The sequence below is a fragment of the Pedobacter hiemivivus genome (assembly GCF_005144565.1).
Taxonomy (GTDB): domain Bacteria; phylum Bacteroidota; class Bacteroidia; order Sphingobacteriales; family Sphingobacteriaceae; genus Pedobacter; species Pedobacter hiemivivus.
Genome location: NZ_SWDX01000001.1, coordinates 851,190 through 877,549 on the forward strand (window position 1 = coordinate 851,190; position 26,360 = coordinate 877,549).

General features: G+C 40.2%; 19 protein-coding genes. 17 read left to right on the forward strand and 2 right to left on the reverse strand.

Features of this window, described 5'->3' with window-relative positions; all coding sequences use genetic code 11:
• Window positions 1-155: 155 nt before the first annotated feature.
• The 17 genes from FBD94_RS03285 to arsC all read left to right on the forward strand — a co-directional run bounded on the left by FBD94_RS03285 (window position 156) and on the right by arsC (window position 23,948).
• Window positions 156-2,018, forward strand: a complete 1,863-nt coding sequence (locus tag FBD94_RS03285) for a glycoside hydrolase family 97 protein (protein ID WP_136879045.1) — start codon at window positions 156-158, stop codon at window positions 2,016-2,018.
• An 11-nt stretch (window positions 2,019-2,029) separates the two neighbouring features.
• Entirely contained in the window at window positions 2,030-4,027 is a 1,998-nt protein-coding gene (locus tag FBD94_RS03290) for a glycoside hydrolase family 2 protein (protein ID WP_136879046.1), read from the forward strand.
• Window positions 4,028-4,045: 18 nt separating this feature from the next.
• A complete protein-coding gene (locus tag FBD94_RS03295; RefSeq protein ID WP_136879047.1) occupies window positions 4,046-6,058 on the forward strand; it encodes a sialate O-acetylesterase in 2,013 nt (670 codons plus the stop codon).
• Between the two features lie 15 nt (window positions 6,059-6,073).
• Entirely contained in the window at window positions 6,074-8,350 is a 2,277-nt protein-coding gene (locus tag FBD94_RS03300) for an FAD-dependent oxidoreductase (protein ID WP_136879048.1), read from the forward strand.
• A gap of 23 nt (window positions 8,351-8,373) precedes the next feature.
• Entirely contained in the window at window positions 8,374-10,047 is a 1,674-nt protein-coding gene (locus FBD94_RS03305) for a sodium:solute symporter family protein (RefSeq protein ID WP_235884357.1), read from the forward strand.
• Window positions 10,048-10,198: 151 nt separating this feature from the next.
• Window positions 10,199-13,234: a chondroitinase-B domain-containing protein gene (locus FBD94_RS03310; protein WP_136879049.1), complete on the forward strand. Its 3,036-nt coding sequence runs from the start codon at window positions 10,199-10,201 to the stop codon at window positions 13,232-13,234.
• Between the two features lie 23 nt (window positions 13,235-13,257).
• Window positions 13,258-14,130, forward strand: a complete 873-nt coding sequence (locus FBD94_RS03315; protein ID WP_169472199.1) for a PorP/SprF family type IX secretion system membrane protein — start codon at window positions 13,258-13,260, stop codon at window positions 14,128-14,130.
• A 109-nt stretch (window positions 14,131-14,239) separates the two neighbouring features.
• Window positions 14,240-15,685: a Fe-S cluster assembly protein SufB gene (sufB, locus tag FBD94_RS03320; RefSeq protein ID WP_136879051.1), complete on the forward strand. Its 1,446-nt coding sequence runs from the start codon at window positions 14,240-14,242 to the stop codon at window positions 15,683-15,685.
• Window positions 15,686-15,703: 18 nt separating this feature from the next.
• Complete coding sequence (gene sufC / locus FBD94_RS03325; protein WP_131609696.1) at window positions 15,704-16,462, forward strand: Fe-S cluster assembly ATPase SufC; 759 nt, start codon at window positions 15,704-15,706, stop codon at window positions 16,460-16,462.
• A 24-nt stretch (window positions 16,463-16,486) separates the two neighbouring features.
• On the forward strand, window positions 16,487-17,785 hold the full coding sequence (gene sufD, locus FBD94_RS03330) for a Fe-S cluster assembly protein SufD (protein ID WP_136879052.1): 1,299 nt from the start codon (window positions 16,487-16,489) through the stop codon (window positions 17,783-17,785).
• A gap of 1 nt (window position 17,786) precedes the next feature.
• On the forward strand, window positions 17,787-19,001 hold the full coding sequence (locus FBD94_RS03335; protein ID WP_136879053.1) for a cysteine desulfurase: 1,215 nt from the start codon (window positions 17,787-17,789) through the stop codon (window positions 18,999-19,001).
• Window positions 19,001-19,459, forward strand: coding sequence for a SufE family protein (locus FBD94_RS03340; protein ID WP_136879054.1), 459 nt, complete (start codon window positions 19,001-19,003; stop codon window positions 19,457-19,459). Before FBD94_RS03335 ends, FBD94_RS03340 begins: the two co-directional genes overlap by 1 nt.
• On the forward strand, window positions 19,452-19,766 hold the full coding sequence (locus FBD94_RS03345) for an iron-sulfur cluster assembly protein (protein ID WP_136879055.1): 315 nt from the start codon (window positions 19,452-19,454) through the stop codon (window positions 19,764-19,766). Before FBD94_RS03340 ends, FBD94_RS03345 begins: the two co-directional genes overlap by 8 nt.
• Window positions 19,767-19,784: 18 nt before the next feature.
• The gene (locus tag FBD94_RS03350) at window positions 19,785-20,246 is read left to right on the forward strand and encodes an RrF2 family transcriptional regulator (protein ID WP_131609706.1); all 462 of its coding nucleotides are present in this window, start codon (window positions 19,785-19,787) and stop codon (window positions 20,244-20,246) included.
• A 100-nt stretch (window positions 20,247-20,346) separates the two neighbouring features.
• On the forward strand, window positions 20,347-22,800 hold the full coding sequence (locus FBD94_RS03355) for a bifunctional UDP-N-acetylmuramoyl-tripeptide:D-alanyl-D-alanine ligase/alanine racemase (protein WP_136879056.1): 2,454 nt from the start codon (window positions 20,347-20,349) through the stop codon (window positions 22,798-22,800).
• A gap of 43 nt (window positions 22,801-22,843) precedes the next feature.
• The gene (locus FBD94_RS03360) at window positions 22,844-23,437 is read left to right on the forward strand and encodes a DUF502 domain-containing protein (RefSeq protein ID WP_131609710.1); all 594 of its coding nucleotides are present in this window, start codon (window positions 22,844-22,846) and stop codon (window positions 23,435-23,437) included.
• Between the two features lie 166 nt (window positions 23,438-23,603).
• Window positions 23,604-23,948: an arsenate reductase (glutaredoxin) gene (gene arsC, locus FBD94_RS03365; RefSeq protein WP_131609712.1), complete on the forward strand. Its 345-nt coding sequence runs from the start codon at window positions 23,604-23,606 to the stop codon at window positions 23,946-23,948.
• Window positions 23,949-24,123: 175 nt separating this feature from the next.
• Here the strand turns inward: arsC and FBD94_RS03370 are convergent, their stop codons facing one another.
• Together FBD94_RS03370 and FBD94_RS03375 are read right to left on the reverse strand one after the other, a co-directional pair.
• On the reverse strand, window positions 24,124-24,831 hold the full coding sequence (locus tag FBD94_RS03370) for an LOG family protein (RefSeq protein WP_131609714.1): 708 nt from the start codon (window positions 24,829-24,831) through the stop codon (window positions 24,124-24,126).
• Between the two features lie 13 nt (window positions 24,832-24,844).
• The gene (locus FBD94_RS03375) at window positions 24,845-26,353 is read right to left on the reverse strand and encodes a sodium:solute symporter (RefSeq protein ID WP_131609716.1); all 1,509 of its coding nucleotides are present in this window, start codon (window positions 26,351-26,353) and stop codon (window positions 24,845-24,847) included.
• Between the last annotated feature and the right edge of the window lie 7 nt (window positions 26,354-26,360).

Sequence of the window (26,360 nt, forward strand, 5' to 3'; positions counted from 1 at the left end):
TTGTAACGGGAAATTGGATTGGGAATGTTCCCTAATATTGGGAACGCTCCCAAATGTTTTACTCTTTTGAAACTTCGTGCCTTGTTCAGCCGAATACTATATTTGAGATAACCAATTATAAATTATACCCGTAAACCGGATTTAAAACTTCAGTATTGAAAAGAGCAGCCCTATTTCTTAAATTTTTTCTGATCATTCTTACCACAAATACATTTGCCTTAACAAGGGGGATAAACCTGCCTATGCGCAGTCCCTCAGGTAATATCTCTGCCGAGCTCTTTCCTAAAGATGGTCGCTTGTTTTATAGCATAAAAGCGGATGGCAAGCCGGTAATCGATCAATCAGAAATGGGAATCGTAATTGACGGGGTAGCTTACGGAACCAAGATCACAAGTTTAAACGGATTAAAAAAAGGTACCATTTATTCTAAAAGTGGCGATAAACGCAAAGGGTATAATTTTTATAGCTTTTCTGTATTTGAAGCGTCACGCAGTTATACAATTGAATTCCGTCTTTCAAATGAAGGTGCTGCCTTCAGATATATTTTTACAGGAACAGCTGATCAGCGGGTGATGAAAGAGCTGACTTGTTTTAGACTTCCTGAATCTCGTGTATGGTTTTTTGAAAGAAAGAACAGCTGGAAATTGAAGAGTTATGCGGGACTTTGGATCCAAACTCCTATAGATAGTTTGCCTATAATCTCAAATCAAGGTCCTGTGCAAGGTAAGCCTTTGTTGTTTGAGCTACCTGGGAAAAAGTACGCAATGCTTACAGAAGCTGCTTTATATAATTACAGCGGAATGCGCTTTAAAGCTTTAGGAAATAGGACTTTGCAAGCTGATTTTACAGAAACTGGAGGATTCAGCGTTTCAGGGGATATCACCACACCATGGCGGGTTTTACTATACGCAAGCAATTTGAATGATCTGGTTAACAATACGATGATCAATGATCTGAATCCGGAGCCTGATCCTCATTTATATGCGGATACAAAATACATCAAACCTGGCAGGTCTGTATGGAGCTGGATAACCAGAACCGCTAACTATATGGAGCCGGAGGAAGAAATGAAATTTATAACCGCTGCCGCCGAATTGAATTTTGAATATACTTTATTAGATGAAGGTTGGGAAACTAAATGGGCCGATAAATGGACGCAGCTGAGAGATATCTGCACATTTGCGGGGACAAAGAACGTTGGCGTATGGGTATGGAAAAATTCTAAAGGACTTAGAGATGCTACTACAAGAGACCGGTTTTTAGATAGCGTTAAAAACACAGGCGCTGTTGGGATCAAGACGGATTTTATGGACAGCGAAGCTAAAGAGTTGGTTGATTTTGAAATTGGATTTTTAAAAGCTTGTGCCAAGAGAAAGTTAATGGTCAACTTTCATGGATGCCATCCCCCGACAGGGGAGAGTAAGACTTATCCCAATGAAATGACCAGGGAAGGGATCAGGGGGATGGAACTGAATATCATGAATGAGCCAATTCCGGCATGGCATAATGCAGCGCTTCCTTTTACAAGGCTTGTTCTTGGCCATGGTGATTATACGCCCGGCCTGTTTTACAATAAAGCCAATACCACAAATACACACCAGCTTGCCTTATTTTATCTGTTAAATTCACCTTTTCAATGTCTGGCGGAGAATCCCATAAAGTTACTGGCCGACGATAAATTTAAACCTATTATACCCCTGCTAAAAACATTGCCGGTAACATGGGATGAAACCATTGTATTACCTGGTAGTTCAATAGCTGAGGTTGCCGCATTTGCAAAGAGAAAGGGCGATAAATGGTATATCGTGGCAATTAACGGGACAACAGAGAAAAAAGAGATTAACTTAAAGCCATATTTCTTAACCAAATCTAAAAAGTATAAGGAAACTACAATTACAGATGCCAGGGTTGGTGACGGGTTTTTGAAAACGGAATCAACCATTAGTCGTATTGATTTCAAAAAGATAGTTATTGGTCCTAACGCTGGGGTGGTTATTGAAATTAGGCCTTTTAAGTAAAAATATATAGTATGATATCTAAACTGCGTATTCTTTTTGTTTTACTTTTCGCATTCTCTTCAGTGGGTTACGCACAGCTAAATGCCCAATCGCTTTCGGGTGGATGGTCTTTTGCGCTAGACCCTTTAAAGATTGGCCTAAGTGAGGGTTGGACAGATCCAGCTTTTCCGGACAGTAAGTTAGATAAGGTTATCGTTCCACATTCTTTTTCTGTTGATAAAAGGTATTTCTTTTATACCGGCACAGCATGGTATTTTAATAAGTTTGACACCAAGCCAGTCCAATCTGGTAATAAGGCCTTTATAAAGTTTGATGCTGTATTTTACAAATGTGAGATATGGTTAAATGGCAAGAAAGTAGGTTCGCATGAAGGCGGTTATACTCCTTTTGAGCTGGATGTTACTTCTGTGCTAAAAGAAAAGAATGTATTGTCTGTGATGGTCGACAATTCCTGGGACAGGACAACTATTCCCGGAGCAAGGGCTGTCGATTCAAATTATAACGCGAGTGCTGCCCAGGTTTATCCCTGGATGAATTACGGTGGGATCACTAAGCCTGTTGAACTGAAGATCCGGCCTGAGGTTTACCTGAGTCATGTTAAAATTCATACCGATCCGGATTTGAAAAAAGGTACCGCTAATATTGGCGTTACTGGGTTTATTAAAAACACATCTGCTTTTGCGACTACAGTAACATTGACTATTCATGTTCAGGATGAATCTGGTAAATTTTTATCATTATTTAAGCCGTTTAAAATTAGCATTCCCGCAAATGCTTCAAAAGAAGTAGTTGTTAATGGCAATATGAATGCGGGGCAGGTAAAGCTTTGGAACCAGGATCATCCATACTTGTATACCTTGAAGGCGTTTACTGGTAAGGATACGTTAAGCCATAATTTTGGGATCAGGAAGATTGAAATAAAAAACGCGAAGTTTCTTCTGAACGGAGAGCCTATAAGGATGGCAGGTGGAAACAGGCCTGCGGATTATCCCGGTTATGGTTCTATAGATCCCGACAGCATACTAAAGAAAGATCTTGTACTGATGAAATCGGCAGGAATGGAACTTTCCAGAATTGGTCATCATGCGGTATCTAACGACTTGCTTGATTGGGCGGATAAACATGGAATGCTCATCATCACTGAAGCGGGGAACTGGCAACTGGCGTCTTCGCAAATGGCTGATACGATGATGCGAAGGAAATTTCAGTCGCAAATGAGAGAGATGGTGGAGCGGGATTGGAACCACCCATCGGTAATTGCTTATTCTTTAGGAAATGAGTTTTACTCACACAAACCAGAGGGACAAGCATGGGTAAGGGACATGAGTAAATTTATAAAGGAGCTTGATGCTACCAGGTTGATTACATTCGCTACCAATATTGTTTTCAGGGATTATATAAAGAAGCCGGAAGACGAGGCGTCACAATATGTTGATTTTATAAGTGCCAATGTTTATGCGAACCATGATAAATGGGTGTCGCGGATTCATGAGCTATATCCGTCAAAACCAGTTTACATTAGTGAATTCGGGATGATGAGCACACCAAATAAGACGGAAAAAGACCGCATTGATCATCTGAAGAAGGCTATAGCAGCATTTAGAAATAAAGATTATGTGGTTGGGGCATCCATTTGGGCCTTCAATGACTATCTGAGCCGTTTCCCTTTGTCAAACGCCGATGGCTACAGGTCTTGGGGAGTTGTTACACCAGAACGTGAGCCACGAGACAGTTACAGGTTCTTGCAAGGAGAATTTTCACCTGCATTGATAACTGTGTTAAGCGCTAAAGCTGGAAAACTAACCATAAATATAAAAGCCCGGGCAGATTTCCCTTCTTACGTCTTAAAAGGCTACCAGGTAAAAGTAGGTGATAAAAGTGTACAGCTTAAAACCTTAAAACCTGGTGAATCACAGGAACTGAGTCTGGACATTTCATCCCTTGATAAAGTTAGACAGATAGAATTGATAAAACCAGGTGGTTTTGTAGTCCTAAGGCAAGCATTTTAAATAAAGAACAACATAGATATGATTTTGAAGTATACCAAGGTCTTCGCATTGCTAATCGCATTTGTTTGTATAGCATCCTTCTCAAAAGGGGGCGGAATTGTGAGGTTATCGAACTTATTTAGTGAGAACATGGTTCTGCAAAGGAATAAACCAATTAAGTTTTTTGGTACAGCCAATAAAAAAACATCTTTTGAGCTAGAGTTTGCCGGAAAAAAGCAAAAGGTCAATACCAATGATGACGGTAAATGGGAAATTTCATTCGCGGCTATGGAGGCGGGCGGCCCATATAAACTAAAAGTAGTGTCTGATAGTTTATTTACTTGGAAGAATATTCTGATAGGTGACGTTTGGATTTGTTCAGGCCAATCTAATATGGAATGGGTATTACGACGTACGCTCAATGCGCCGTATGAATTGCGCAAAGCCAATCATGAGGGAATTCGATTCTTCACTGTCCCTAAGCATGCAAGTTCTTTTCCTTTAGAAGAAACAAAAAATGCAAGCTGGAAAACCTGTAGCACAGAGAATGCCTGGGAGTTTTCGGCAGTAGCCTATTTCTTCGCAAGATCATTGAATGAACGTTATCAGGTGCCTATAGGTATCATTCATACATCCTGGGGCGGTACACCTGCTGAATCCTGGATCAGTAATGCCGCGCTAGTTACGCATCCTGATTTTAAAGTTAAAGCAGACAGCCTGTTGCTGAGCTATAAAAATGGAGCTACCATAGACGTAATCCAAAAACAGATGTACATGAACAGCAGTTTCCCATATGCGAAAAAACTGTTGGAAAAGGACAAAGGTTATATCGAGAAATGGAATAAGAATGAATACAGTGATGCAAATTGGAAAACATTCGTTGTGCCAGGAACGCTTGATGAACAGGGGCCTGCTAACTATAAAGGAAGTATATGGCTACGTAAGCACATTACAGTTCCTCCATCAATGAACGGTCAGGATCTTACGCTGATCATGGAAAAACTGAATGAACGTGACATTACCTATTTTAACGGAACAGAAGTAGGCAGAGTTGCTGGGGCTGGCGGAAAAAGGGTATACCGTATTCCAAAAGAAATGATACTTAAAGGTGAAAATATCATCACCATCAGGTTAGAAACATTTGATAGACCTGCGGGATTTGAAGCTAAAGACGCAGCTGTTATTAGGTTAGAGCAAATGGTTGAGTCAGCCTCACCAACGACTATACCACTGGCAGGTGAATGGAAATATGCCCTGGGTTTACCTGCGACAGACTATCCAGAACAGCCAAAGGGCTTGATCAATGTAGCTTCGTTGCCTTCGGCATTATACAATGGTATGATCGCTCCACTTGAAAAATTGCCGGTAAAAGGCTTCTTGTGGTATCAGGGAGAGAATAATGCAGGTAAGGCTTTTCAATATAAAACACTTTTTCCACTCCTGATCAATGATTGGAGAAAGCAATTTGATCAAGGAGATCTACCTTTTATTTTTACCCAGCTGTCGGGTTATGGCCCAATTACAAGCGAGCCAGTCGATCATTTCTGGGCGGAACTAAGGGAGGCGCAGACGGAAGCCCTTTCATTGAACAATACAGGCATGGCCGTTACCATTGATGTTGGTGATCCATACGATATCCATCCGCTTAATAAGCAGGTGGTTGGTAAACGATTGGCAATTCAGACCATGAAAACAGTGTATGGCGAAAATAAACTCAATACTTCTCCATTGTACCAATCGATGAAATTAAGCGGTGACAGCATCCGCATCAAATTCAGTAATTCAAAAAAGGGATTGATTACTAAAAATGGTACGGTTCCCAAAGGCTTCGCAATTGCGGGTGCCGATAAAAAATTTGTATGGGCAAACGCAAAGATTGATGGAGATGAAATTGTTGTCTGGCTCTGGAAAATAAAACCGGTCGCTGTCAGATATGCCTGGACAGGTAGTCCGGTAGAAAGTAACGGTGCTAATGTCTTTAATCAGGAGGGCTTGCCATTGTCGCCATTTAGAACAGACACTTGGAAGGGTATTACAGAAGGTAAGAAATAATACAAAATATAGTTTATGATAATTAGTCAAGGAGGCGAAAAGCGGGTTTTACAATCGGCCGGATTGCAGGTGGATCTTGCGGTAATTGGTGGAGGTGTTTCTGGAACATGTGCTGCGATTACTGCTGCGAGAGAAGGATTAAAAGTTGTTTTGGTCCAGGACCGACCAGTGCTTGGCGGAAACGCAAGTAGTGAAGTGCGCTTATGGATGTTGGGTGCAACATCTCACATGGGGAATAACAATCGTTGGGCAAGAGAGGGAGGGGTGGTAGATGAGCTCATGGTTGAGAATGTGTACAGAAATCCAGAAGGCAACCCTTTGATATTTGATATGGTTTTGTTAGATAAAGTCGTTGCTGAGCCTAATATTACCCTGCTTTTAAATACTGCTGTCTATGATGTTGAAAAATCATCAGCGGATGAAATAAGCAGTTTAAAGGCATTTTGCAGTCAGAATTCTACAGAATATATCATCACAGCGCCACTGTTTTGCGATGCCTCCGGCGATGGTATCGTCGCTTTTTTGGCGGGGGCAGCATTTAGGATGGGTGCCGAAAGCAAGGAGGAATTTGGAGAACTGTTTGCACCGACAAAGGAATATGGTGAGCTACTCGGGCATAGTCTATATTTTTATAGCAAAGACACTGGTAAGCCAGTGAAATTTGTAGCACCATCGTACGCGCTGGATGACATTACAAAAGTGCCCAGGTTTAGAAATTTTAACGCTAAAGAATACGGTTGTAAACTTTGGTGGCTTGAATATGGCGGCAGATTGGATACTGTGCACGATACGGAGAAAATTAAGTGGGAACTGTGGAAGGTGGCCTATGGGGCATGGAATTATATAAAAAACTCAGGCAATTTTCCTGAAGCCGAGAATTTAACATTGGAATGGATCGGTACCATCCCGGGGAAAAGAGAAAGCCGCCGTTTTGAAGGTGAATATATGATTAAACAACAAGACGTTGTTCAACAGCACTTGCACGATGATGCTGTAGCTTTTGGTGGCTGGAGCATTGATCTGCATCCTGCCGATGGGGTGTTTAGTGAAAAACCTGGTTGTAACCAATGGCATGGCAAAGGTATTTATCAGATTCCTTACCGTTCTTTGTATAGCCGTAATATTAAAAATCTTTTTCTTGCAGGCAGGATCATTAGTGCAACACATGTCGCATTTGGTTCTACCAGGGTTATGGCCACTGCCGCACATGCTGCGCAGGCGGTAGCTATGGCGGCAAAAATTTGTAAGGATAGGAAGATTCTACCTGCTGATGTTTACCATCAGGGTTTTATTACTGAATTACAGACCGCCTTGCTTCGTACCGGGCATCACATTCCTAATGTAGTGTTGGACGATCCTGAGGACCTTGTTGGTACTGCTGTAGTTACGGCCTCATCAGAGCTGCTGTTGGATGAACTCCCGGAAGCCGGACTGCTAAAGCCACTGGAATTTTCTATCGCGCAAATGATACCACTAAAGAAGGGGAAATGTGGAACATTCAGCTTTCATGCGGAAAGTGAGGAGGCAACAGAACTGGAAGTACAGTTTAGGGTAAGTGAGAAAAGTACCAATCATACCCCTGAAATAATATTGGATAAAATCATTCTGCCTGTGAACGCAGGACGCAACGAATTACGCCTGCAGTTTGATGTAGAGATGAAAGATGAAGCATATGCGTTTGTCACTTTCATGAAAAACCCGAAAATCAAATTGCATTTTTCTAATAAAAGAGTGACCGGAATTTTGTCGGTATTCAATTCGATCAACAAGGCTGTATCTAATTTTGGAAAACAAACACCACCTGCGGATATAGGTGTGGATGAGTTTGAATTCTGGTGTCCTAAGCGCAGACCTGAGGGGCAGAATGTTGCTTTTAAATATGAGCCTGGTATTGATGCTTTTCAAGCTTCAAATATTACAAATGGGATTGATAGGCCTGCCGCGGCTACGAATGCTTGGGTAGCAGATTGGAACGATGAAAATCCAACAATAACCATTGACTGGAAGGAAACCAAAACGATAAAAAGAATAGAGATTTTGTTCGATACAGATTATGATCATCCAATGGAGTCTGTATTAATGGGACATCCGGAGCATGTAATGCCATTTTGTGTAAGAGATTATGTGATTAAGGATGGAGAGGGGAAAGTTATTTTCAGCAAAACTGATAATTATCAAACAAGGAATATAATTGAACTGGACCAGCCGGTAAATACTAAAAGCCTTGCGATATCTCTGGTACATCCATCGGCAGATGTCCCAGCGGCCTTATTCTCAGTACGCTGTTATTAAAATAATTAACTCTACAAAACTAAATGGGACAATTAGACTTCGTTGTAATGGCAGTTTTTGCCTTACTTATATTTTGCATAGGGCTAACCTTTACTAGGGTCGGCAGTAAAAGTGGACAAGCATTTTTTGAGGCCGGAGGGGAAACTCCCTGGTGGATAAACGGATTGTCTTTGTTTATCAGTTACTTTTCTGCCGGGACCTTTGTGGTTTGGGGATCTATAGCCTATAAACATGGTTTGGTTGCCAATGCCATACAGTTAACGATGGCTATTAGTGGGTTAATTGTAACCTTGTTTATTGCCGCAAAGTGGAAAAAAACAGGGGTGGCAACCGCTGCTGAATACATTGGTAAGCGTTTTGGAGCTGGCGAAAAGCAGTTCTATACCTATATGACATTGCTGCTAAGTCTTTTTACAACTGCGGCAGTATTATATCCGGTGGGAAAAATGGTACATGTGGCCACACCTTATTCTCTGGAAACCTGTATCATTGTGATCGGCTTAATCATTGTCGTTTATACAGCTGCAGGTGGTTTGTGGGCTGTTTTAGTTACAGATGTAGTGCAGTTCGTGATTTTAACAGCTGCGGTACTTATCGTAATTCCAATCGCCTTTGCTCAAATTGGTGGTCCCGCAAATCTGATTGTTAAAGCTCCGCCACATTTCTTTGAGCCCTTTAACGAGGACTATACTTTCGGCTTTATGTTGGCTTTTGTGGTTTATCAAACCTTTTATATCGGCGGAAACTGGTCCTATGTACAACGTTATACCAGTGTCTCCAGTCAAAAAGAATCTAAAAAAGTAGCCGGTATTTTTACAATACTCTACTTTATCAGCCCTTTTATCTGGATGATTCCACCTATGATTTATCGGGTGATCAATCCTAATCTTCAGGGTTTGGAAACAGAAGATGCTTATATGATGCTCATACAGCGGGTAATGCCGGCGGGATTAATCGGACTTGTACTCGCAGGTATGGTTTCAGCAACTTCAAGTAAGGCCAATACCACAATTAACATGGCCGCTACAGTTTTTGCGCAGGATATTTATAAAAACTTATTGCGGCCGAATGCTTCAGAAGTGGAAGTGATCTGGATGGCCAGGTTTTTTACCTTACTTTTTGGTGCATTAACTATAGTAGTGGCGATTTGGATCCCAAGCGCTGGAGGAATTGTTGAGGTTGTTTTAAGCACAGCATCTATCGCAGGTGGGGCATTATTCGCCCCAATCATCTGGACACTTTTTTCGCGGCGGCAAAGGGGATTGTCAGTAGTTACAGCAACAGTTTTATCCTTGCTGATCAACCTGTTTTTCAAGGTGATCGCCCCGGGAATATGGGGATTAAAGCTTGATCGTACTATGGAAACATGTATGGGAATGGGGATTCCTATAGCTATTCTTTTATGCTTCGAAATATATTATGCCGCCAAAGGCATGGTTTCTGCAAAAGCGGTAGAGATGGAAAAGGAAAAACTTGTTACAGCGGTAAAGCCAATAGATCCGATTGTGCATGCGGACGCGGCAAAGCAAAATAAGTTCGGAATAAAAGTGATAGCACTTTCTATGGGAGTGGTTGGTGTGGGCATTGGTATCCTCGGTTATGTTGCGAAGGATTTTTCGGCAACAGTGATGACCGTCGGGGGACTAATTATTATATCGGCTATATTCCTTTGGCGGATCGCTGTTAAAAAAGTATAAAAATAATTGTAAATCCAGTTTGAAGAGTCATTTTATTGATTACATTTGGTTCACCAATAATTGGTAAACCAATTATTGGTGAACCAAATGTAGCCACTGACCAAATAAAAAGTATGAGGTTTAACCACCCCGTATTTTAAAACCAAACTGTATGAATAGACTAGCATTATGCCTTTGCATAATACTGGGGCTAGTTGTAGTTGATAAAACTAAAGCCCAGGTAGCATTGCAAACTTCGTTTGAAACCATAGATGGGTATGTTTCAGGAAACCTAAATGATCAGAACAATTGGAAAGTAAAGGCTGGAAATGCGGTCGTCTCTGCAACTAATGCTGTTAAAGCCGGTTCTCAGTCTGTGAATATGAATGCAAGTAACGCTGCTTTGTTGGTGGATTTTATTCCTTACTCGGGCGTTGTGGCGGGTTTAACAGGACATATTTATACAGATGTTTGGTTAAATCCGGTTTCATTTGCAACAAAAGGAATCGCTATCAATGCCTATGATCTGTTTGGGAACAGTGCTAAACGGATATTTGTAATTGAGTTTGGTACTGACAATAAAATAAAAGCCTATAACGGCTCCGCCGCAGTTAATATTGGGGTATGGACCAGCAAAGACTGGGTTAGGATCAGCGTTAAAGTTGATTTAGCTACAGAAAAATATAAGGTGGCCATCAACGGGGTGCTTGTTGATGCTGAATTTAACATCAGGGAAAGTTATACGCCTACGGCGAGTGGAGCCCGCATAGCAGGTGTTAAACAATTTCACTCCCTTCGTTTTAATCATACTTCGGATACTCAGGTTGCCAGTTCTGAATTTTTTATAGATCAGATGTACATTGGGACAAATCCAATACATGACATCTCCTTTGGCGCATCTGCCACCTCAAGAACCATTACACTTAGTCAGCCCGATTATGGAACGATTACCTTGAGTCCTGCAGCTACATCTTATGAGCTGGGCCAGCAGGTTACAGCTACGCTCACACTACCACAAGGATATAAGAATAGTGGTTGGACAGGGGGTCTTAGCGGTACAGAGCTGGTGAAAAGTTTTGCAGTAACCGGAAATATGACCATTGGTGCAATTACTGGGGTTGATCTCGGGAATCCACCACCACAATATGTGATCAGTATAAATCAACCTGTAAATGGGCAAATCACCTTGTCGCCTGCAGCAACGGACAACAAGTATTATAAAGAGACAAAGCTAACCGCTACCATCGTTTATGATGCCTGTTCTCAGTTCAACGGATGGACAGGTGGACTTACAGGAAATGAATTATCGAAATCAATCACAGTGAGCGGAAACTTAACGATTGGCGCTAATATCAGCGAAATTACGACCCCCGCAATTAAAAGACTTGTAACCACTGTTGCCGAATTTAAAACTGCTTTGAGTGCTATGAATCCGGGGGATGTCATTGAAGTGGAAGATGGGAGTTACAACCTTAGTGCTTTAACGATAACACGTTCTGGTTGTCCGGCTAAACCTATCATGATTATAGCAAAAAATCCGGGTAAGGCTATTTTTAATGGCAATACGGCATTAACTCTTGAGAGTTTAAAGTATGTGACCATTAAAGGCTTTTCTTTTCAAAGTGCTTCAATAGGTACAGGGATTAAAATACAGAACTGCAGTAGGGTACGGATCACCGGAAATACTTTTGAAATTAAAGAAACCAGCTCATGTAACTGGATCTATATAGGTGATACTTTTGCCAGTCCGCTGCCGTTGCGCTCTGGTCACAATCTGATTGATCATAACAGCTTTGATGGTAAAACGCAATCCGGTAAGTATATCGTGCTGGATGGAAATTATAATCAACAGTCACAGCATGATACCATTAGTTATAATGTGTTTAAAAATAATGGCCCAAGGGCTGCCAATGAGAAAGAAAGCATTAGAGTGGGCGTAAGCCCATTGTCTAAAAGCAGTGGATTTACAGTGATAGAATACAATCTTTTTCAGGATTGTGATGGAGATCCTGAAATCGTATCGATAAAATCATGCGATAATACGGTAAGGTTCAATACTTTTCAGCGCTGCCTTGGGACGCTATGTCTGCGCCAGGGGACTGGTACTATTGCCGAAGGAAATTATTTCTTTGGTGAGGGTAAGACTGCAGTGTATACCGATCCTGAATCTGGGGCCAGCAATACCATTGGCTGTGGTGGGGTTAGGGCTTATGGGAAAGGCCATAAAATTCTTAATAACTATTTTCAGGGACTTACGGGCTCAAAGTGGGATGCAGCAATTACCTTAACGAATGGGGATGTGACAAATAGTTCCAGTAGTCTTTCAGATCATTACTTGCCAGAGGATATCACTGTAGCCTTTAACACATTTGTTAACAACAAATCGAATATTGAGATTGGGTTTGATAACAATGGTAAGTATCCTAAATATCCGATAAACTGCTCCATTTCAAATAACATTGTTGTCGATAATACAGCTCCTATTGTAAAATCATTTAGTACTGCTGCGCTTGCAGGGCTAAGTTTTACCAACAATATTATGTATCCAACAGGTTTGTCCTCGATTGGAATCAGTGCTACCCCAGATCAGATCAGGAACATCGATCCTAAGTTGGTACAGCCCAAATGCAAAGACTTAAATGGGGCTTGCGCAGATCATTTGGCCTACAAGGTTTTAAGACTCGATCAGTGGAGTCCGGCTATAGACGCTGCAAAGGGAGATTTTAATGAGGTTTCCGTTGATTTTGAAAGACAACCGAGGACAGGGGCCAAAGATATTGGCGCAGATGAATACAAAGGCAATAGCCCGATTTTTATCAGTGCGCTCGATCCGAAATTTGTAGGGCCTTCGGCTGTATCATTTGCCTATGAAGTTGTATACGACGAAAAACCAAAACCTGAGGAGCCAAAGCCTGAGCAGCCTGTTGAAAAACTTTACCCTATGGACGCCGCCAATCTGCTCACTCCAGATGGAGATGGGGTAAACGACAGATGGATCATACAAAATATTAAAATGTATCCGAATAATGAGGTCAGCGTATTTGATAAGGCCGGGAGATTGGTTTATGCTAAAAAGGGCTACGATAATGAATGGGATGGAATGTGGAATGGAAATCTCTTGAATGAAGGCACCTACTATTATATGTTAAGTACAGGTACGTCGGAAACGAAGATTAAAGGCTTCATTACTATCATCAGAAATAAATAGATTTTAAATTCATGCTAATTAATATGAAAAAAAAGAGCTCATTCATCGTTCTGTTCTCATTTGTATTTATGCTTCATGCAAATGCTCAACTCAAGCCGCTGGCTGCAACTTTTTATCAGAACCAATATTTAATTAATCCCGCTATGGCTGGTTTAGAAGGAGGGCTAGCCCTTGATTTAAGTTATCGTAAACAACTCAATTCTGTGCCAGGTGCGTTGACAGAGCAGGCTTTAACAGGGACGTACGGCTTTGATAAAGCAGCGATTGGGCTTAATGTATATAATGAAAAGGCTGGCCTGTTAAGACGGACAAGGGTCTTGGGGAGTTACGCCTATCACTTAAAGCTGAATGAGAAGTATAAGTTGCATTTCGGACTTTCTGTTGGGGTATTGAACGAAAAAGCTGATGAGAGTTTAATAAAAGGTGATGCTACTGATGTAAATGTAGGTCGTTTTAACGAGCGTGGTGCTGTTGTAGATGGCGATTTTGGTGTCGCTTATACCGGTCATGGCATAACCGCTCAGGGAGCAATTCTTAACCTTAATAACTTTATGAATAAGGATAAAGGGAATCAGGTCAATTACGCTACTTTTTTTACAGCCCTCAGTTATAAGTTCAATATGGGTAAAGAATATGGGGATATTGGTCTGGAGCCTAAGGTTGGTTATCGTGGAATTAAAGAAGCCGATGGTGTTGTGGATACGGGGATGAATGTCACTTTTGCTCAGGATAGGTTTAATGTCTTTGGCCTGTACCACAGTTCTGAAAATGCCACATTCGGTTTCGGGATAAAATATAAGACCTTAAGTCTATCTGGTATCTACTCTTCTGTGCCTAATGCTTTTAGCGGGTATACGAATGGTGATTTTGAATTGGGGCTTGGCATAAGGTTGTAGCTTTAAAGCAATCACAAATCTTACATTTCTCTGTTTATACTATTTTGTATAAACAAGCAAAAGGGGGTATCTTTGGGGTATAGTCTAACGTTTCAAAAAATATTTGAATATGAAAGAGAACCAAGATCCCCTGGAGCAAGCCGTATCAAATGATTATAAATACGGATTTGTAACAGACATAGATACCGACACGATTGCCAAAGGCCTTAATGAGGATGTCATCCGGCTAATTTCCCATAAAAAGAATGAACCGGAATGGATGCTCGAGTGGCGACTAAAAGCCTATGCCTATTGGCTAACAATGGTAGAGCCTGAATGGGCAAATATTAAATATCCAACTATTGATTATCAGGATATCATTTATTACGCAGCTCCAAAGCCGAAAAAGCAATTAAACAGTTTGGATGAAGTAGATCCAGAGTTGTTGAGCACTTTTGAAAAGCTGGGTATTTCTTTAAGCGAGCAAAAGCGTTTAAGTGGTGTTGCTGTAGATGTGGTGATGGATAGTGTTTCTATCGCTACTTCTTTTAAGGAGCAACTGGCGGAGATAGGTGTTATCTTTTGTTCTATTAGCGAGGCGATACAGTTGCATCCGGAATTGGTGAAAAAGTATCTGGGTTCGATCGTACCAATGACTGATAATTATTTTGCAGCTTTAAACTCAGCAGTATTCACCGATGGGTCTTTTTGCTATATTCCTAAGGGGGTACGCTGTCCAATGGAACTATCCACCTACTTCCGTATCAATACAGAAAATGCAGGTCAGTTTGAGCGTACGCTAATCGTAGCCGAAGATGAAAGCTATGTGAGTTACCTTGAAGGCTGTACTGCGCCAATGCGCGATGAAAATCAGTTGCACGCAGCGGTGGTGGAATTGATTGCTATGGAGAAGGCTGAAATTAAATACTCAACGGTTCAGAACTGGTACCCGGGCGACAAAGAGGGGAAAGGTGGTATTTATAATTTCGTTACTAAAAGGGGGATATGTAAGGGCGACCATTCAAAAATCTCCTGGACCCAGGTCGAAACTGGATCGGCCATCACCTGGAAATACCCTAGCGTAATTTTAAAAGGCGATTATTCTATTGGGGAGTTTTATTCTGTAGCTTTTACTAACAACCACCAACAGGCTGATACGGGTACTAAAATGATGCATCTTGGAAAAAATACCAGGAGTAGGATTGTAGCTAAAGGTATTTCTGCAGGTCATAGTCAGAATAGTTATCGTGGCTTGGTAAGGGCCAGTAAGCAGGCAATCAATGCGCGTAATTATTCGCAATGTGACTCTTTATTACTTGGCGATAAATGTGGTGCGCATACTTTCCCTTATATAGAAGTAAAAAACAAAACTGCAATTGTGGAGCATGAGGCTACAACCTCAAAAATTGGTGAAGATCAGCTTTTTTATTGCAGACAAAGAGGTATTGATCCAGAAGCCGCAGTTGCACTGATTGTAAATGGATTTGCTAAAGAAGTAATGAACCAGCTACCTATGGAGTTTGCCATAGAAGCACAAAAACTGCTGACCATTAGTATGGAAGGTAGTGTAGGGTAAACCGATAATTATAAGCATATGTTGTCAATTAAAAATATACACGCAAACGTAGAAGGTAAAGAGATATTAAAAGGGATTAACCTGGAAATTAAAGCCGGAGAAGTACATGCCATTATGGGGCCAAATGGTTCTGGTAAAAGTACACTGGCTTCGGTTTTAGCAGGTAGAGAACAATATGAAGTGACGGCGGGTGAAGTAAGCTTTCTAGATAAAAATCTATTGGAGCTTTCGCCTGAAGATAGGGCTCGTGAAGGGCTATTTCTAGCTTTTCAATACCCTGTTGAAATACCGGGAGTAAGCACCACTAATTTTATTAAAGCTGCCGTAAATGAGAAAAGGAAGTATCATGGATTGGAGCCTCTTGACTCAGTTTCTTTTTTAAAGATTATGAAAGAGAAAATGAAGTTGGTAGAAATTGACCAGTCGTTATTGAGTCGTTCTATCAATGAAGGCTTTTCGGGTGGTGAAAAGAAACGTAACGAGATTTTTCAGATGGCCATGCTGGAGCCCAAACTGGCCATACTTGATGAAACGGATTCTGGTTTGGATATCGATGCCCTACGTATTGTAGCCAATGGTATCAATAAACTGCATAGTCCGGAAAGGGCGGTGTTGGTGATCACCCACTATCAGCGTTTATTGGATTATATCCAGCCTGATTATGTTCATGTGTTGTACAATGGACGAATTGTGAAATCGGGAACTAAAGAACTAGCGCTGGAATTAGAAGAAAAGGGCTACGATTTTATTACTGAAGGAGTTGATTTAAATGCTTAACGGCAGGTTTTAAAGCAATAGACAATGATTGATTTAACTTATTTAAACGACCGGTTCGAACACTTACAGCAAGTAAGTGCTGATGATGGTATTGCTGGAGTTCGAAAAAATAGCTTTGATAGCTTTAGTAAGACCGGTCTGCCTACCTATCGTACGGAGGATTGGAAATACACCAGTATCGGCAACCTGTTTGATCAAAGCTTTGAGCAGGCTGGGCATACCGTTTCGCTTGCCGATTTGGAAGCTTTGCGTATGCCGGGACATCATAAAGCCAACGAGTTGGTATTTGTGAATGGTCGCTTTGATGCTGCCCTTTCTAATTTTCTTTCTACTGATGACGAGTTGATTGTTTTATCATTAAAGGATGCCGCAAAAGGTGAATACAAGGATTTAGTGGCTCGCTATTTAAATAAAAGTAGTGAATACATGAAGGATGGGGTTCATGCATTGAATGGCGCTTTTATTGAGGAAGGTGTCTTTGTGTATGTCCATAAAGGGAAAACACCTCAGCATCCGTTATATATATATCATATTTTGGATGGCAGAGCTCATCCTGTGATGGCACAGCCCCGTGGGTTAATCTATATTGATAAAAACAGCAGGTTGCAATTAACCGAGACTTATGTAACCTTAGGGGTGTCTGATAGTTTTTGCAATGGGGTTTTAGAGGTGGTAGTTGACCAAAATGCTTATGTAGAGTATTATAAAATACAAAATGATGCAAGCAATGCCAGTCAGGTAAGCACCACCCACATTACGCAGATTGGGCGTAGTTACGTTCATACGGTAACTGTAACCTTAAATGGGGGGGTGGTGCGTAATAACATGAATCTTGTACTTGATGCTGATGGTAATGAAACTCATTTATATGGTCTTTACTTGTTAAAAGGTAAAACACACGCAGATAACCATACCATGATTGACAATAGACAACCAAATTGTTTTAGTAATCAATTGTATAAAGGCATTGCTGATGATTTCTCGACTGCTGTATTTAATGGTAAGATTATGGTGCAGCCTAATGCGCAGAAAACCAATTCTTTTCAATCCAATAAAAACATTCTGTTATCAGATAATGCAACGATAAATACCAAACCACAGCTTGAAATTTTTGCTGATGACGTGAAATGTTCACACGGTTGTACCGTAGGGCAGCTTGATGAAGAAGCATTGTTTTATTTAAGAGCAAGAGGAATCCCTAAAGAGAAAGCCGAAGTATTGCTTTTACAGGCTTATGCAGCAGATGTTTTGACTCATATTAAACCGATGGCCATACGTGCTTATGTAGAAAAACTGATTTACGAACACTTATCTATTGTGTAACATGAGGGTATCAGAAATAAGGGAACAGTTCCCAATTTTAGGTAGAACGGTAAAAGGTAAACCACTGGTTTATTTTGATAATGCAGCGACTTCGCAAAAGCCACAAAGTGTGATTGATGCATTGAGTCATTATTATTCGCATTATAATGCCAATATACATCGGGGCATACACACCTTGGCAGAGGAAGCCACATTAGCTTACGAAGCTACACGTTTTGCTGTAATGGATTTTATTGGGGCCGCTTTTGTAGAAGAGATTATTTTTACCCGGGGGACTACCGAATCGATTAATCTGGTGGCTAATACCTGGGGTAGACAAAATATTGATGCTGGCGATGAAATTATTATTTCAGGGATGGAGCATCATTCTAATATTGTGCCCTGGCAAATCCTCTGTGAAGAAAAAGGTGCTGTTTTAAAAGTAATCCCTGTAAAAGATAACGGCGAATTGGCCATGGGCGTTTATGAGGAGTTACTGAGTAGCAAGACCAAACTGGTATCCATTGTGCAGGTATCTAACTCGTTAGGTACGGTAAATCCTGTTAAGGAAATGATCGCGGCAGCACATAAAGTTGGTGCTAAAGTATTGGTTGATGGGGCACAGTCAGCCGTTCACCTTGATATTGATGTGCAGGATATGGATTGCGATTTCTTTGCCTTTTCGGGGCATAAAGTATATGGACCTACAGGTGTAGGTGCTTTATATGGTAAAAAGGAATTGCTTGAAAATATGCCTGTTTTTCAGGGAGGCGGAGAGATGATTAAAGAGGTGACCTTCGAAAGAACTACCTATAATGATTTGCCATATAAATATGAAGCCGGTACACCTAATATTGCGGATACCATTGCTTTAAAAACAGCGTTAGACTTTATTAAAAGTATAGGGAAAGATCAGATCAGAGCACACGAAGCCGAGTTACTTGCTTATGCGACAGCTCAATTGGAAGCGATTCCAGGCCTTAAAATTATCGGCAATGCGCAGGATAAAGTTAGTCTGGTATCTTTTGTAATTGAGGGGGTACACCCACAGGATATCGGTGTATTGCTGGATAATATGGGGATTGCTGTTAGAACAGGTCACCATTGTACGCAGCCTTTAATGAAGCGGTTTGGTATTCCAGGTACAGTAAGGGCCTCTTTTGCATTGTACAATCAGAAAGAGGAAATAGATGTTCTGGTTGCTGGTTTACATAAGGCTTTAAAAATGTTATTGTAATGAATGTGAAGCCAATTGCTGAAATAGAAAAGGAAATTGTTGAAGATTTTTCCTTGTTTGACAGCTGGGAAGATAAGTATGAATACATTATCGACCTAGGTAAAAAACTGGATGTGCTGGAAGATCAGGCTAAGATAGAAGAGAATAAGATTAAAGGGTGTCAGTCTACCGTTTGGCTTACCGCCTCGTATGAAGATGGTGCGGTGGTTTTTAAGGCCGATAGTGATGCTGTTATCGTTAAAGGTTTAATTAGTATGTTGATCAAAGTGTTATCGGGACATAGTCCGGAAGATATATTGACGGCCAAAATGGACTTCATAGCTGAAATTGGCATGATGACACATCTGGCTCAGACCCGTTCCAATGGTTTACTGGCTATGATTAAACAGATGAAAAACTACGCACTCGCTTATAAAATGATGCAGGAGGGCGAAAAAAATAAAATAGATCATGGATAAGGAAGAATTAAAACAGAAAGTTATTGATTGTTTGCAGACCATATATGATCCAGAAATACCGGTCAGCATATATGAGCTTGGGTTGATCTACGAAACGGAGATTATGCCCCCGCTAAATAATGTGCAGATTGTGATGACACTTACTGCACCTGGTTGTCCTGCTGCACAGATCATCCCCCAAGAGGTAGAACAGAAGGTCAAAGAGATTGAAGGGGTTAATGAAGTCACGGTTATTGTAACCTGGGAGCCGCCATGGAATAGGGATATGATGTCTGAAACTGCCCGGTTTGAATTGGGAATGATGTAATTAAAGATTTTAAAGAAAATGAAAATTACTGCACAAGAGGAATATGGGCTAAGGATTTTACTTCGTATTGCAAGACATGATCAAAATGAGGGGATTAGTATCCCAGCTATAAGTGAAAGCGAGGGGATTTCTACAGCTTATGTAGCCAAGCTTACACGTATTTTACGTATTGCTGGTTATATCAATAGTACCCCAGGTTATAAGGGTGGTTATGTATTGGCGCGACCGGCTGTAGAGGTTAATATCAATCAGGTGATGAAAGTTCTGGGCGGGGCACTGTTTAGCAAGGAATTTTGTCAGGATTATCCTGGTGCTTTAAAGCTGTGCACTAATTCTGTTGATTGCTCCATACGCTCTTTATGGCAAATGATACAGCTTACGGTTGATCAGTTGTTGGATCGGGTTACTTTACAGGATTTGATTAGCCCGGAGCAAGAATCAAGTGCTTTGCTGGAGTCTATTTTGCATCAACATGCTTAGTAAATTAAGCGTAGAATTTGAATAGTATATATTTTTAAAAATATAATTTAAAATAGTTCTGGTTTATAAAAAATAGGAAGCATAAGCTTAATTTTGCCGAATGAGCATTTCCCCTTATACAATTAATCACATTGCAGATTTATTAAACATTGCGTCTTTTAAAAAAGCACAAGACGCAGTAATTAGGAAATTGGTGATTGACAGCAGGACGGTGATAGATCCAGATGGTTCCTTGTTTTTTGCCTTAAGTGGCAAAAGGGATGGTCATGAATACCTTGCGGACGCTTATGCTAATGGTATTCGTAGCTTTGTGATTAGCGATGCTAGATATGCCGAGCGGTATCCCGACGCAAACATCTTGCTGGTTAAGGATGTGTTGTTTTCCTTACAAACGCTGGCAAAATATAACCGTAAGCTATACGATTTAGAGGTGTTGGGGATAACAGGTAGTAATGGTAAAACTATTGTTAAGGAATGGCTGTACCAGTTGTTGGCTGCCGATTTCAATATTATAAGAAGCCCAAAAAGTTTTAATTCTCAAATTGGTGTGCCGCTTTCAGTTTGGGAGATAGGTGCCGATCATACCTTAGGTATTTTCGAAGCGGGCATCTCAAAAAATAATGAAATGGATGTGCTGGCTGATATTATTCAGCCCACAATAGGCATTCTGACAAACGTTGGTGAAGCACATGCCGAAGGTTTCTCTTCGCAAACCGAAAAGTTGCATGAAAAACTTAAACTATTTAAAAATACGGCCTTATTTATTTATGCTCCCGAATATACTGAGGGGGTACATAAAAATGATTTACCCGGACAGCAGCATTTTTCCTGGAGCTTTAAAGAGAAAGCTGACCTTCAAATATTATTTATTGAGCCTATCGATGGACGAAATTACGTTAGGGCAAAGTTTAAAGGGCATGAAATAGAATGTCTGATTCCATTTAGTGATAAGGCTTCTGTTGAAAATGGGATCATTTGCTGGGCAACTTTATTGGCGCTTGGCTACACACCAGAGGAAGCTGATGAACGTCTGGAAAAACTAACCAGGGTAAGTATGCGGTTAGAATTGAAAAATGGTATTAATAATTGCTCCATAATTGATGATTCCTATAGTGCTGACATCTCCTCGCTTGCTATTGCACTAGATTTTCTGAACATTCAGAATCAACATCCTAAAAGAACCTTAATCTTATCTGATATTTCTGAAACAGGTAAAAGTAATGAAGTTCTTTACACCGAAATTGCCTCCCTTTTAAAACAAAAGGAGGTAGATCGGTTAATTGGTGTCGGCCCACATATTATGGCATCGGCCGCGTTATTTGATCTTGAAACTACTTTTTTCGAAAACACGCAAGGCTTTATCGAAAGCTTCCCTGCTATGCATTTTAGCAATGAGACTATTTTGGTAAAAGGAGCAAGGAAATTTGAGTTTGAGCGTATCAGTAAATTGATTGCCCAAAAAGTGCATGACACGGTTTTGGAGGTCGATTTGAATGCATTGGCTGGTAATCTACAGTTTTATCGGAGTAAGCTAGCGCCTGGTGTTAAAGTGATGGCTATGGTTAAGGCTTTTTCTTATGGTAGTGGCAGCTTTGAAATTGCAAATTTATTGCAATATCATAAAGTAGATTATCTGGCTGTTGCGTATGCTGATGAAGGAATTGCGTTAAGAAAAGCAGGCATAAAAATGCCAATCCTAGTTATGAGTCCTGAGCCATCGGCCTTTGATGCGATTGTTCGTTTTAAGCTCGAACCAGAATTGTATAATTTAGAGATTTTAAAAAGCTTTATCAGTTTCGTGCCAGAGTTTGATTATCCTGTTCATTTAAAAATTGATACCGGAATGCATCGTCTTGGTTTTGAAGAACCAGATTTACCAGCGCTTTTAAAAGCATTAAGCGAAACAAAAAAGGTAAAAGTAGCATCTGTATTTTCGCATTTGGTTGGAAGTGAAGAAGGGATGCATGATGAGTTCACGAAATACCAGATCACACTGTTTAATACTGTCGCAAATGCAATTGGCAATGCACTCGACTATAAATTTATCAAACACATTTCCAATACTTCAGGGGTTTCCCGCCATCCCGATGCACAGTTGGATATGGTAAGAATTGGAATTGGTTTGTATGGTTTTGATGCTGGATTAAAAAACAATAAAGGTTTGCAAACTGTGGCTGTTTTAAAAACAACCATTACTCAAGTTAAACAAATTAAACCCAATGAAACCGTTGGTTATGGTCGCAAGGGGTGGTTGTCTGATGGTGGTACTATTGCTACTGTGAAAATTGGGTATGCCGATGGGTACAGTCGTGCGTTTGGCAATGGAGTAGGTAATATGTTGATTAAAGGAAAGCTGGTTCCAACAGTTGGCGTAATCTGTATGGATATGTGTATGTTGGATGTGACTGGGCTAGATGTGAAAACAGGGGATGAGGTTATTGTATTTAATGATCAACTAACCATTTCCAGATTGGCCGAGCAGATTGGTACAATTCCTTATGAGATACTGACTAATGTTTCTCAGCGAGTTAAGCGAGTATATTTTTACGAATAGAGTTGTTGCACGTGGTTATAAAGTTTTTATCTAAGTTTGCATTATGAATAGAGTTGGCAGGGCGTTATTGAATTATCTGATCAAAGGATTGTTAATCGTACTCCCTATTGCGTTAAGTATTTTTATTGTAATCTGGGCTGTAACAACAGTAGACAGCTGGTTAAATGTAAATAATATTCTGGGTGTTGATCCTAAAACAGGAGCAAGTCGGAATATCCCCGGTTTAGGACTTGCGCTTGTCATCTCGTTAATATTATTGGCCGGTATTTTTGTAACGTATTTCGTTACCGAACCCATGTACAACTGGTTTCAGCGTTTACTGGATAAAGTGCCTCTTTTAAAGTTTATTTATTCCTCCATAAAAGACCTTACCGAGGCTTTTGTGGGTGATGAAAAGAAGTTCAATAATCCTGTTTTGGTAGAAGTGGAAGGGGATTTAAAACGTATTGGTTTTCTTACGCAGGGCGATTTGAAATCTATTAATCTACCTGGAGAGTCGATCGTATACTTCCCGTTCTCTTACTCGTTTGCCGGACAGGTATACATTGTGAAGCATGAGAAAATAAAACCATTAAATATGAGTGCTGCCGACGCCATGAAATTGGTAGTGTCTGGTGGTGTTAGCCATTTTGGGTAAAAAAATTGATTATTGTTCACCTCCTCAAACTTTTTGCTGAAGGGCAAAAATTTTGCATGTCGTCTCACAACAATCAATTTTTTTCTGGAATGACTAACACCCGGCAAGAGTGATAGGTAAGCTGACAAATAAAATAGGTGTTTAATCAGATTTTAATTTTATCAAAATGATAAAGATTTATCATAATAACAGATGCAGTAAAAGCAGGTGTGCTTTGGCTGTTTTAGAAGAAAGCGGTGAAGAGTTTGAAATTGTAAACTACCTGGAAACTGCGCCAAGTGCAGAGGAATTACGTTCTATTATTAGTAAGCTTGGCATTAGGGCTCATGAGCTGGTTCGTAAAATAGAACCGATTTATAAAGAGAAGTATAAAGGAAAGGAGCTTTCTGATGAAGAATGGATTGCTGCGATGGTCATAAATCCGATCTTAATCGAACGCCCAATATTAGTCTCTGGTGATAGGGCTGTGATTGCAAGACCTACAGAAAAAATCAACGATATTTTAGGTTAAGTAAGCCTCTACACCATACAAATCGAATCTTTTAGCGGGTTTGTATGTTTGTTAGACGATTTCAAATAAAAAGATCAAATGTTGTGAGTCGACATGCGTAGCTTTGCCCTTCTTCAGGGCCTAAGGTACGAGGAGACGAACAATATTTGACCTTTTTATAGTAAAATACTAAACGCTAAAAATTCGGTTTCAATACATATTTTTCATAGAACCTGAAGATATGTTCAGCCGCTTCTTCAGCGGTATCAACCAATCTAAAAAGGTTTAAATCTTCAGCATGGATATTGTGTTCTTGTTGTAACATCGTACCACTAATCCATTCTATTAAACCGCCCCAGTATTCCTTTCCAATCAGTACAATAGGGAATCGTGCAACCTTGCCGGTTTGTATTAGCGTAATGGCTTCAAACAACTCATCCATGGTGCCCATTCCGCCAGGTAATACAATAAAGCCTTGAGAATACTTCATAAACATTACTTTCCTGATAAAAAAGTAGTCAAATTCCAGGAGTTTATTGTGGTCGATATATTTGTTGTGAAACTGTTCAAAAGGTAAATCTATGTTTAATCCTACCGATTTACCACCATTCATGTGGGCACCTTTATTTCCCGCTTCCATGATACCTGGACCACCGCCAGTAATCACACCATATCCGCGTTCAGTTAATAACCTGCCACATTCAACAGCTATTTCATAGTATTTATTTGTTTCTGCAGTTCTTGCTGATCCAAAGATGGATACGCATGGGCCTATTTTGGCTAATTTCTCAAAGCCATCAACAAATTCGGCCATTATTTTAAAGATCTGCCAGGAGTCCGTAACTTTTATTTCCTGCCAGTTTTTATTTTCGAAAGCGCTTCTAATTTTCTCTTCACTAGTCATACACAGATGTAATTTAAAATTTAGTTTGCTGATCAGTTTTTTTGCTGATCAATAATAATCCTATAAAAGTGATTAATCCGTTTACCAGGATCAATTCAACACTGAATTGATATCCACCCAATAATTGAGCCGAGTAATCATTTAGCAAGTAACAAATTGCCGGTGAGATTATACATATAAAAGGAACTAATTTGTCGTGTAATCCACGTTTTTTTACAAAAAGTCCAAAACTATAGAGACCTAACAGTGGGCCATAGGTATAAGATGCTACTCTAAAAATTCCGTTTACCACAGATTGGTCATTCAGGGCGTTAAATACAATGATGACAATAAACATCAACAATGAAAAGGAAACGTGAACAATATGACGTTTGCGTACAGCTCCTGCAGAGTTGCCATTATCGCCTTTATCCATCTGTAGAAAATCCACACAGAAAGACGTGGTTAATGCAGTTAAAGCAGAGTCTGTAGTTGCAAAAGTAGCTGCGGTTAAGCCCAGCATAAATACAATTCCGGGGATGAGTGCTAAATGGTTGAAAGCAATCTCAGGGAATAAAAAGTCAGTCCTTGGTTTACCTGTAATATGATCTAAAGGGATTTCTATACCATTTTTCGCGGCATAAATGTAAAGTAAAGCACCAACGCTTAAGAAGAAGATGTTTAAAACAACAAATACCCCAGTGAAGGTGAACATGTTCTTTTGAGCTTCACCTATGGTTTTCATACTTAGGTTTTTTTGCATCAAATCCTGATCAAGGCCTGTCATTGCAATGGTCACAAATATTCCACCAAGCAATTGTTTACTGAAATGGAACTTGCTGGTTAGGAAGTCTTCATAAAAGAAGATCTTAGAATAGCCACTGTTTTTGATGGTTTCAAAGGCTTCTGGAATATTCATATCCAGTTTGCTGCATATAAAATAAATGGTCAGGAAAACCGACAGCACCAGGAAAAACGTTTGCAACGTGTCGGTAATGATAATGGTTTTTAAACCACCTTTAAAGGTGTATGACCAGATCAGCGCCAAGGATATCAATACGGTAAGCCAGAAAGGAACGCCATAACTGTCGAATATAAACCGTTGCAATACGATTACAACCAGGTATAAACGGAAAGCAGATCCAATGGTGCGACTGATCAAAAAGATAGAAGCAGCTGTTTTATAGCTGTAATGCCCCAATCTTTGCTCAATATAACTGTAAATAGAGGTCAGCCTCATCCGGTAATAAAGCGGGAGTAGAACCGTGGCTATGATGATGAAGCCGATCGCATTGCCGAGGATAAATTGAAAATATTGAAATTGATTACCTGCTGGCGAGCCAACTTCTCCGGGAACGGAGATGAAAGTTACACCGGATAATGCCGTGCCAATCATTCCAAAAGCTACTAAATACCATTTAGAGTTTCTGTTGGCAATAAAAAAAGTGGAGTTATCAGACGATTTTTTTGAAGTTGCAAATGCAATGATAATTAAAATCAGAAAGTACCCAATTAAAAAAGACAAAAGTATAGCTGGAGTCATATTATGT

Bases quoted from the DNA above. Each gene is read 5' to 3' on its own strand.
- FBD94_RS03290 (WP_136879046.1), top strand. From the start codon at position 2,030: ATGATATCTAAACTGCGTATTCTTTTTGTTTTACTTTTCGCATTCTCT.
- FBD94_RS03295 (WP_136879047.1), top strand. From the start codon at position 4,046: ATGATTTTGAAGTATACCAAGGTCTTCGCATTGCTAATCGCATTTGTT.
- FBD94_RS03300 (WP_136879048.1), top strand. From the start codon at position 6,074: ATGATAATTAGTCAAGGAGGCGAAAAGCGGGTTTTACAATCGGCCGGA.
- FBD94_RS03305 (WP_235884357.1), top strand. From the start codon at position 8,374: ATGGGACAATTAGACTTCGTTGTAATGGCAGTTTTTGCCTTACTTATA.
- FBD94_RS03310 (WP_136879049.1), top strand. From the start codon at position 10,199: ATGAATAGACTAGCATTATGCCTTTGCATAATACTGGGGCTAGTTGTA.
- FBD94_RS03315 (WP_169472199.1), top strand. From the start codon at position 13,258: ATGAAAAAAAAGAGCTCATTCATCGTTCTGTTCTCATTTGTATTTATG.
- sufB (WP_136879051.1), top strand. From the start codon at position 14,240: ATGAAAGAGAACCAAGATCCCCTGGAGCAAGCCGTATCAAATGATTAT.
- sufC (WP_131609696.1), top strand. From the start codon at position 15,704: ATGTTGTCAATTAAAAATATACACGCAAACGTAGAAGGTAAAGAGATA.
- sufD (WP_136879052.1), top strand. From the start codon at position 16,487: ATGATTGATTTAACTTATTTAAACGACCGGTTCGAACACTTACAGCAA.
- FBD94_RS03335 (WP_136879053.1), top strand. From the start codon at position 17,787: ATGAGGGTATCAGAAATAAGGGAACAGTTCCCAATTTTAGGTAGAACG.
- FBD94_RS03340 (WP_136879054.1), top strand. From the start codon at position 19,001: ATGAATGTGAAGCCAATTGCTGAAATAGAAAAGGAAATTGTTGAAGAT.
- FBD94_RS03345 (WP_136879055.1), top strand. From the start codon at position 19,452: ATGGATAAGGAAGAATTAAAACAGAAAGTTATTGATTGTTTGCAGACC.
- FBD94_RS03350 (WP_131609706.1), top strand. From the start codon at position 19,785: ATGAAAATTACTGCACAAGAGGAATATGGGCTAAGGATTTTACTTCGT.
- FBD94_RS03355 (WP_136879056.1), top strand. From the start codon at position 20,347: ATGAGCATTTCCCCTTATACAATTAATCACATTGCAGATTTATTAAAC.
- FBD94_RS03360 (WP_131609710.1), top strand. From the start codon at position 22,844: ATGAATAGAGTTGGCAGGGCGTTATTGAATTATCTGATCAAAGGATTG.
- arsC (WP_131609712.1), top strand. From the start codon at position 23,604: ATGATAAAGATTTATCATAATAACAGATGCAGTAAAAGCAGGTGTGCT.
- FBD94_RS03370 (WP_131609714.1), bottom strand. From the start codon at position 24,831: ATGACTAGTGAAGAGAAAATTAGAAGCGCTTTCGAAAATAAAAACTGG.
- FBD94_RS03375 (WP_131609716.1), bottom strand. From the start codon at position 26,353: ATGACTCCAGCTATACTTTTGTCTTTTTTAATTGGGTACTTTCTGATT.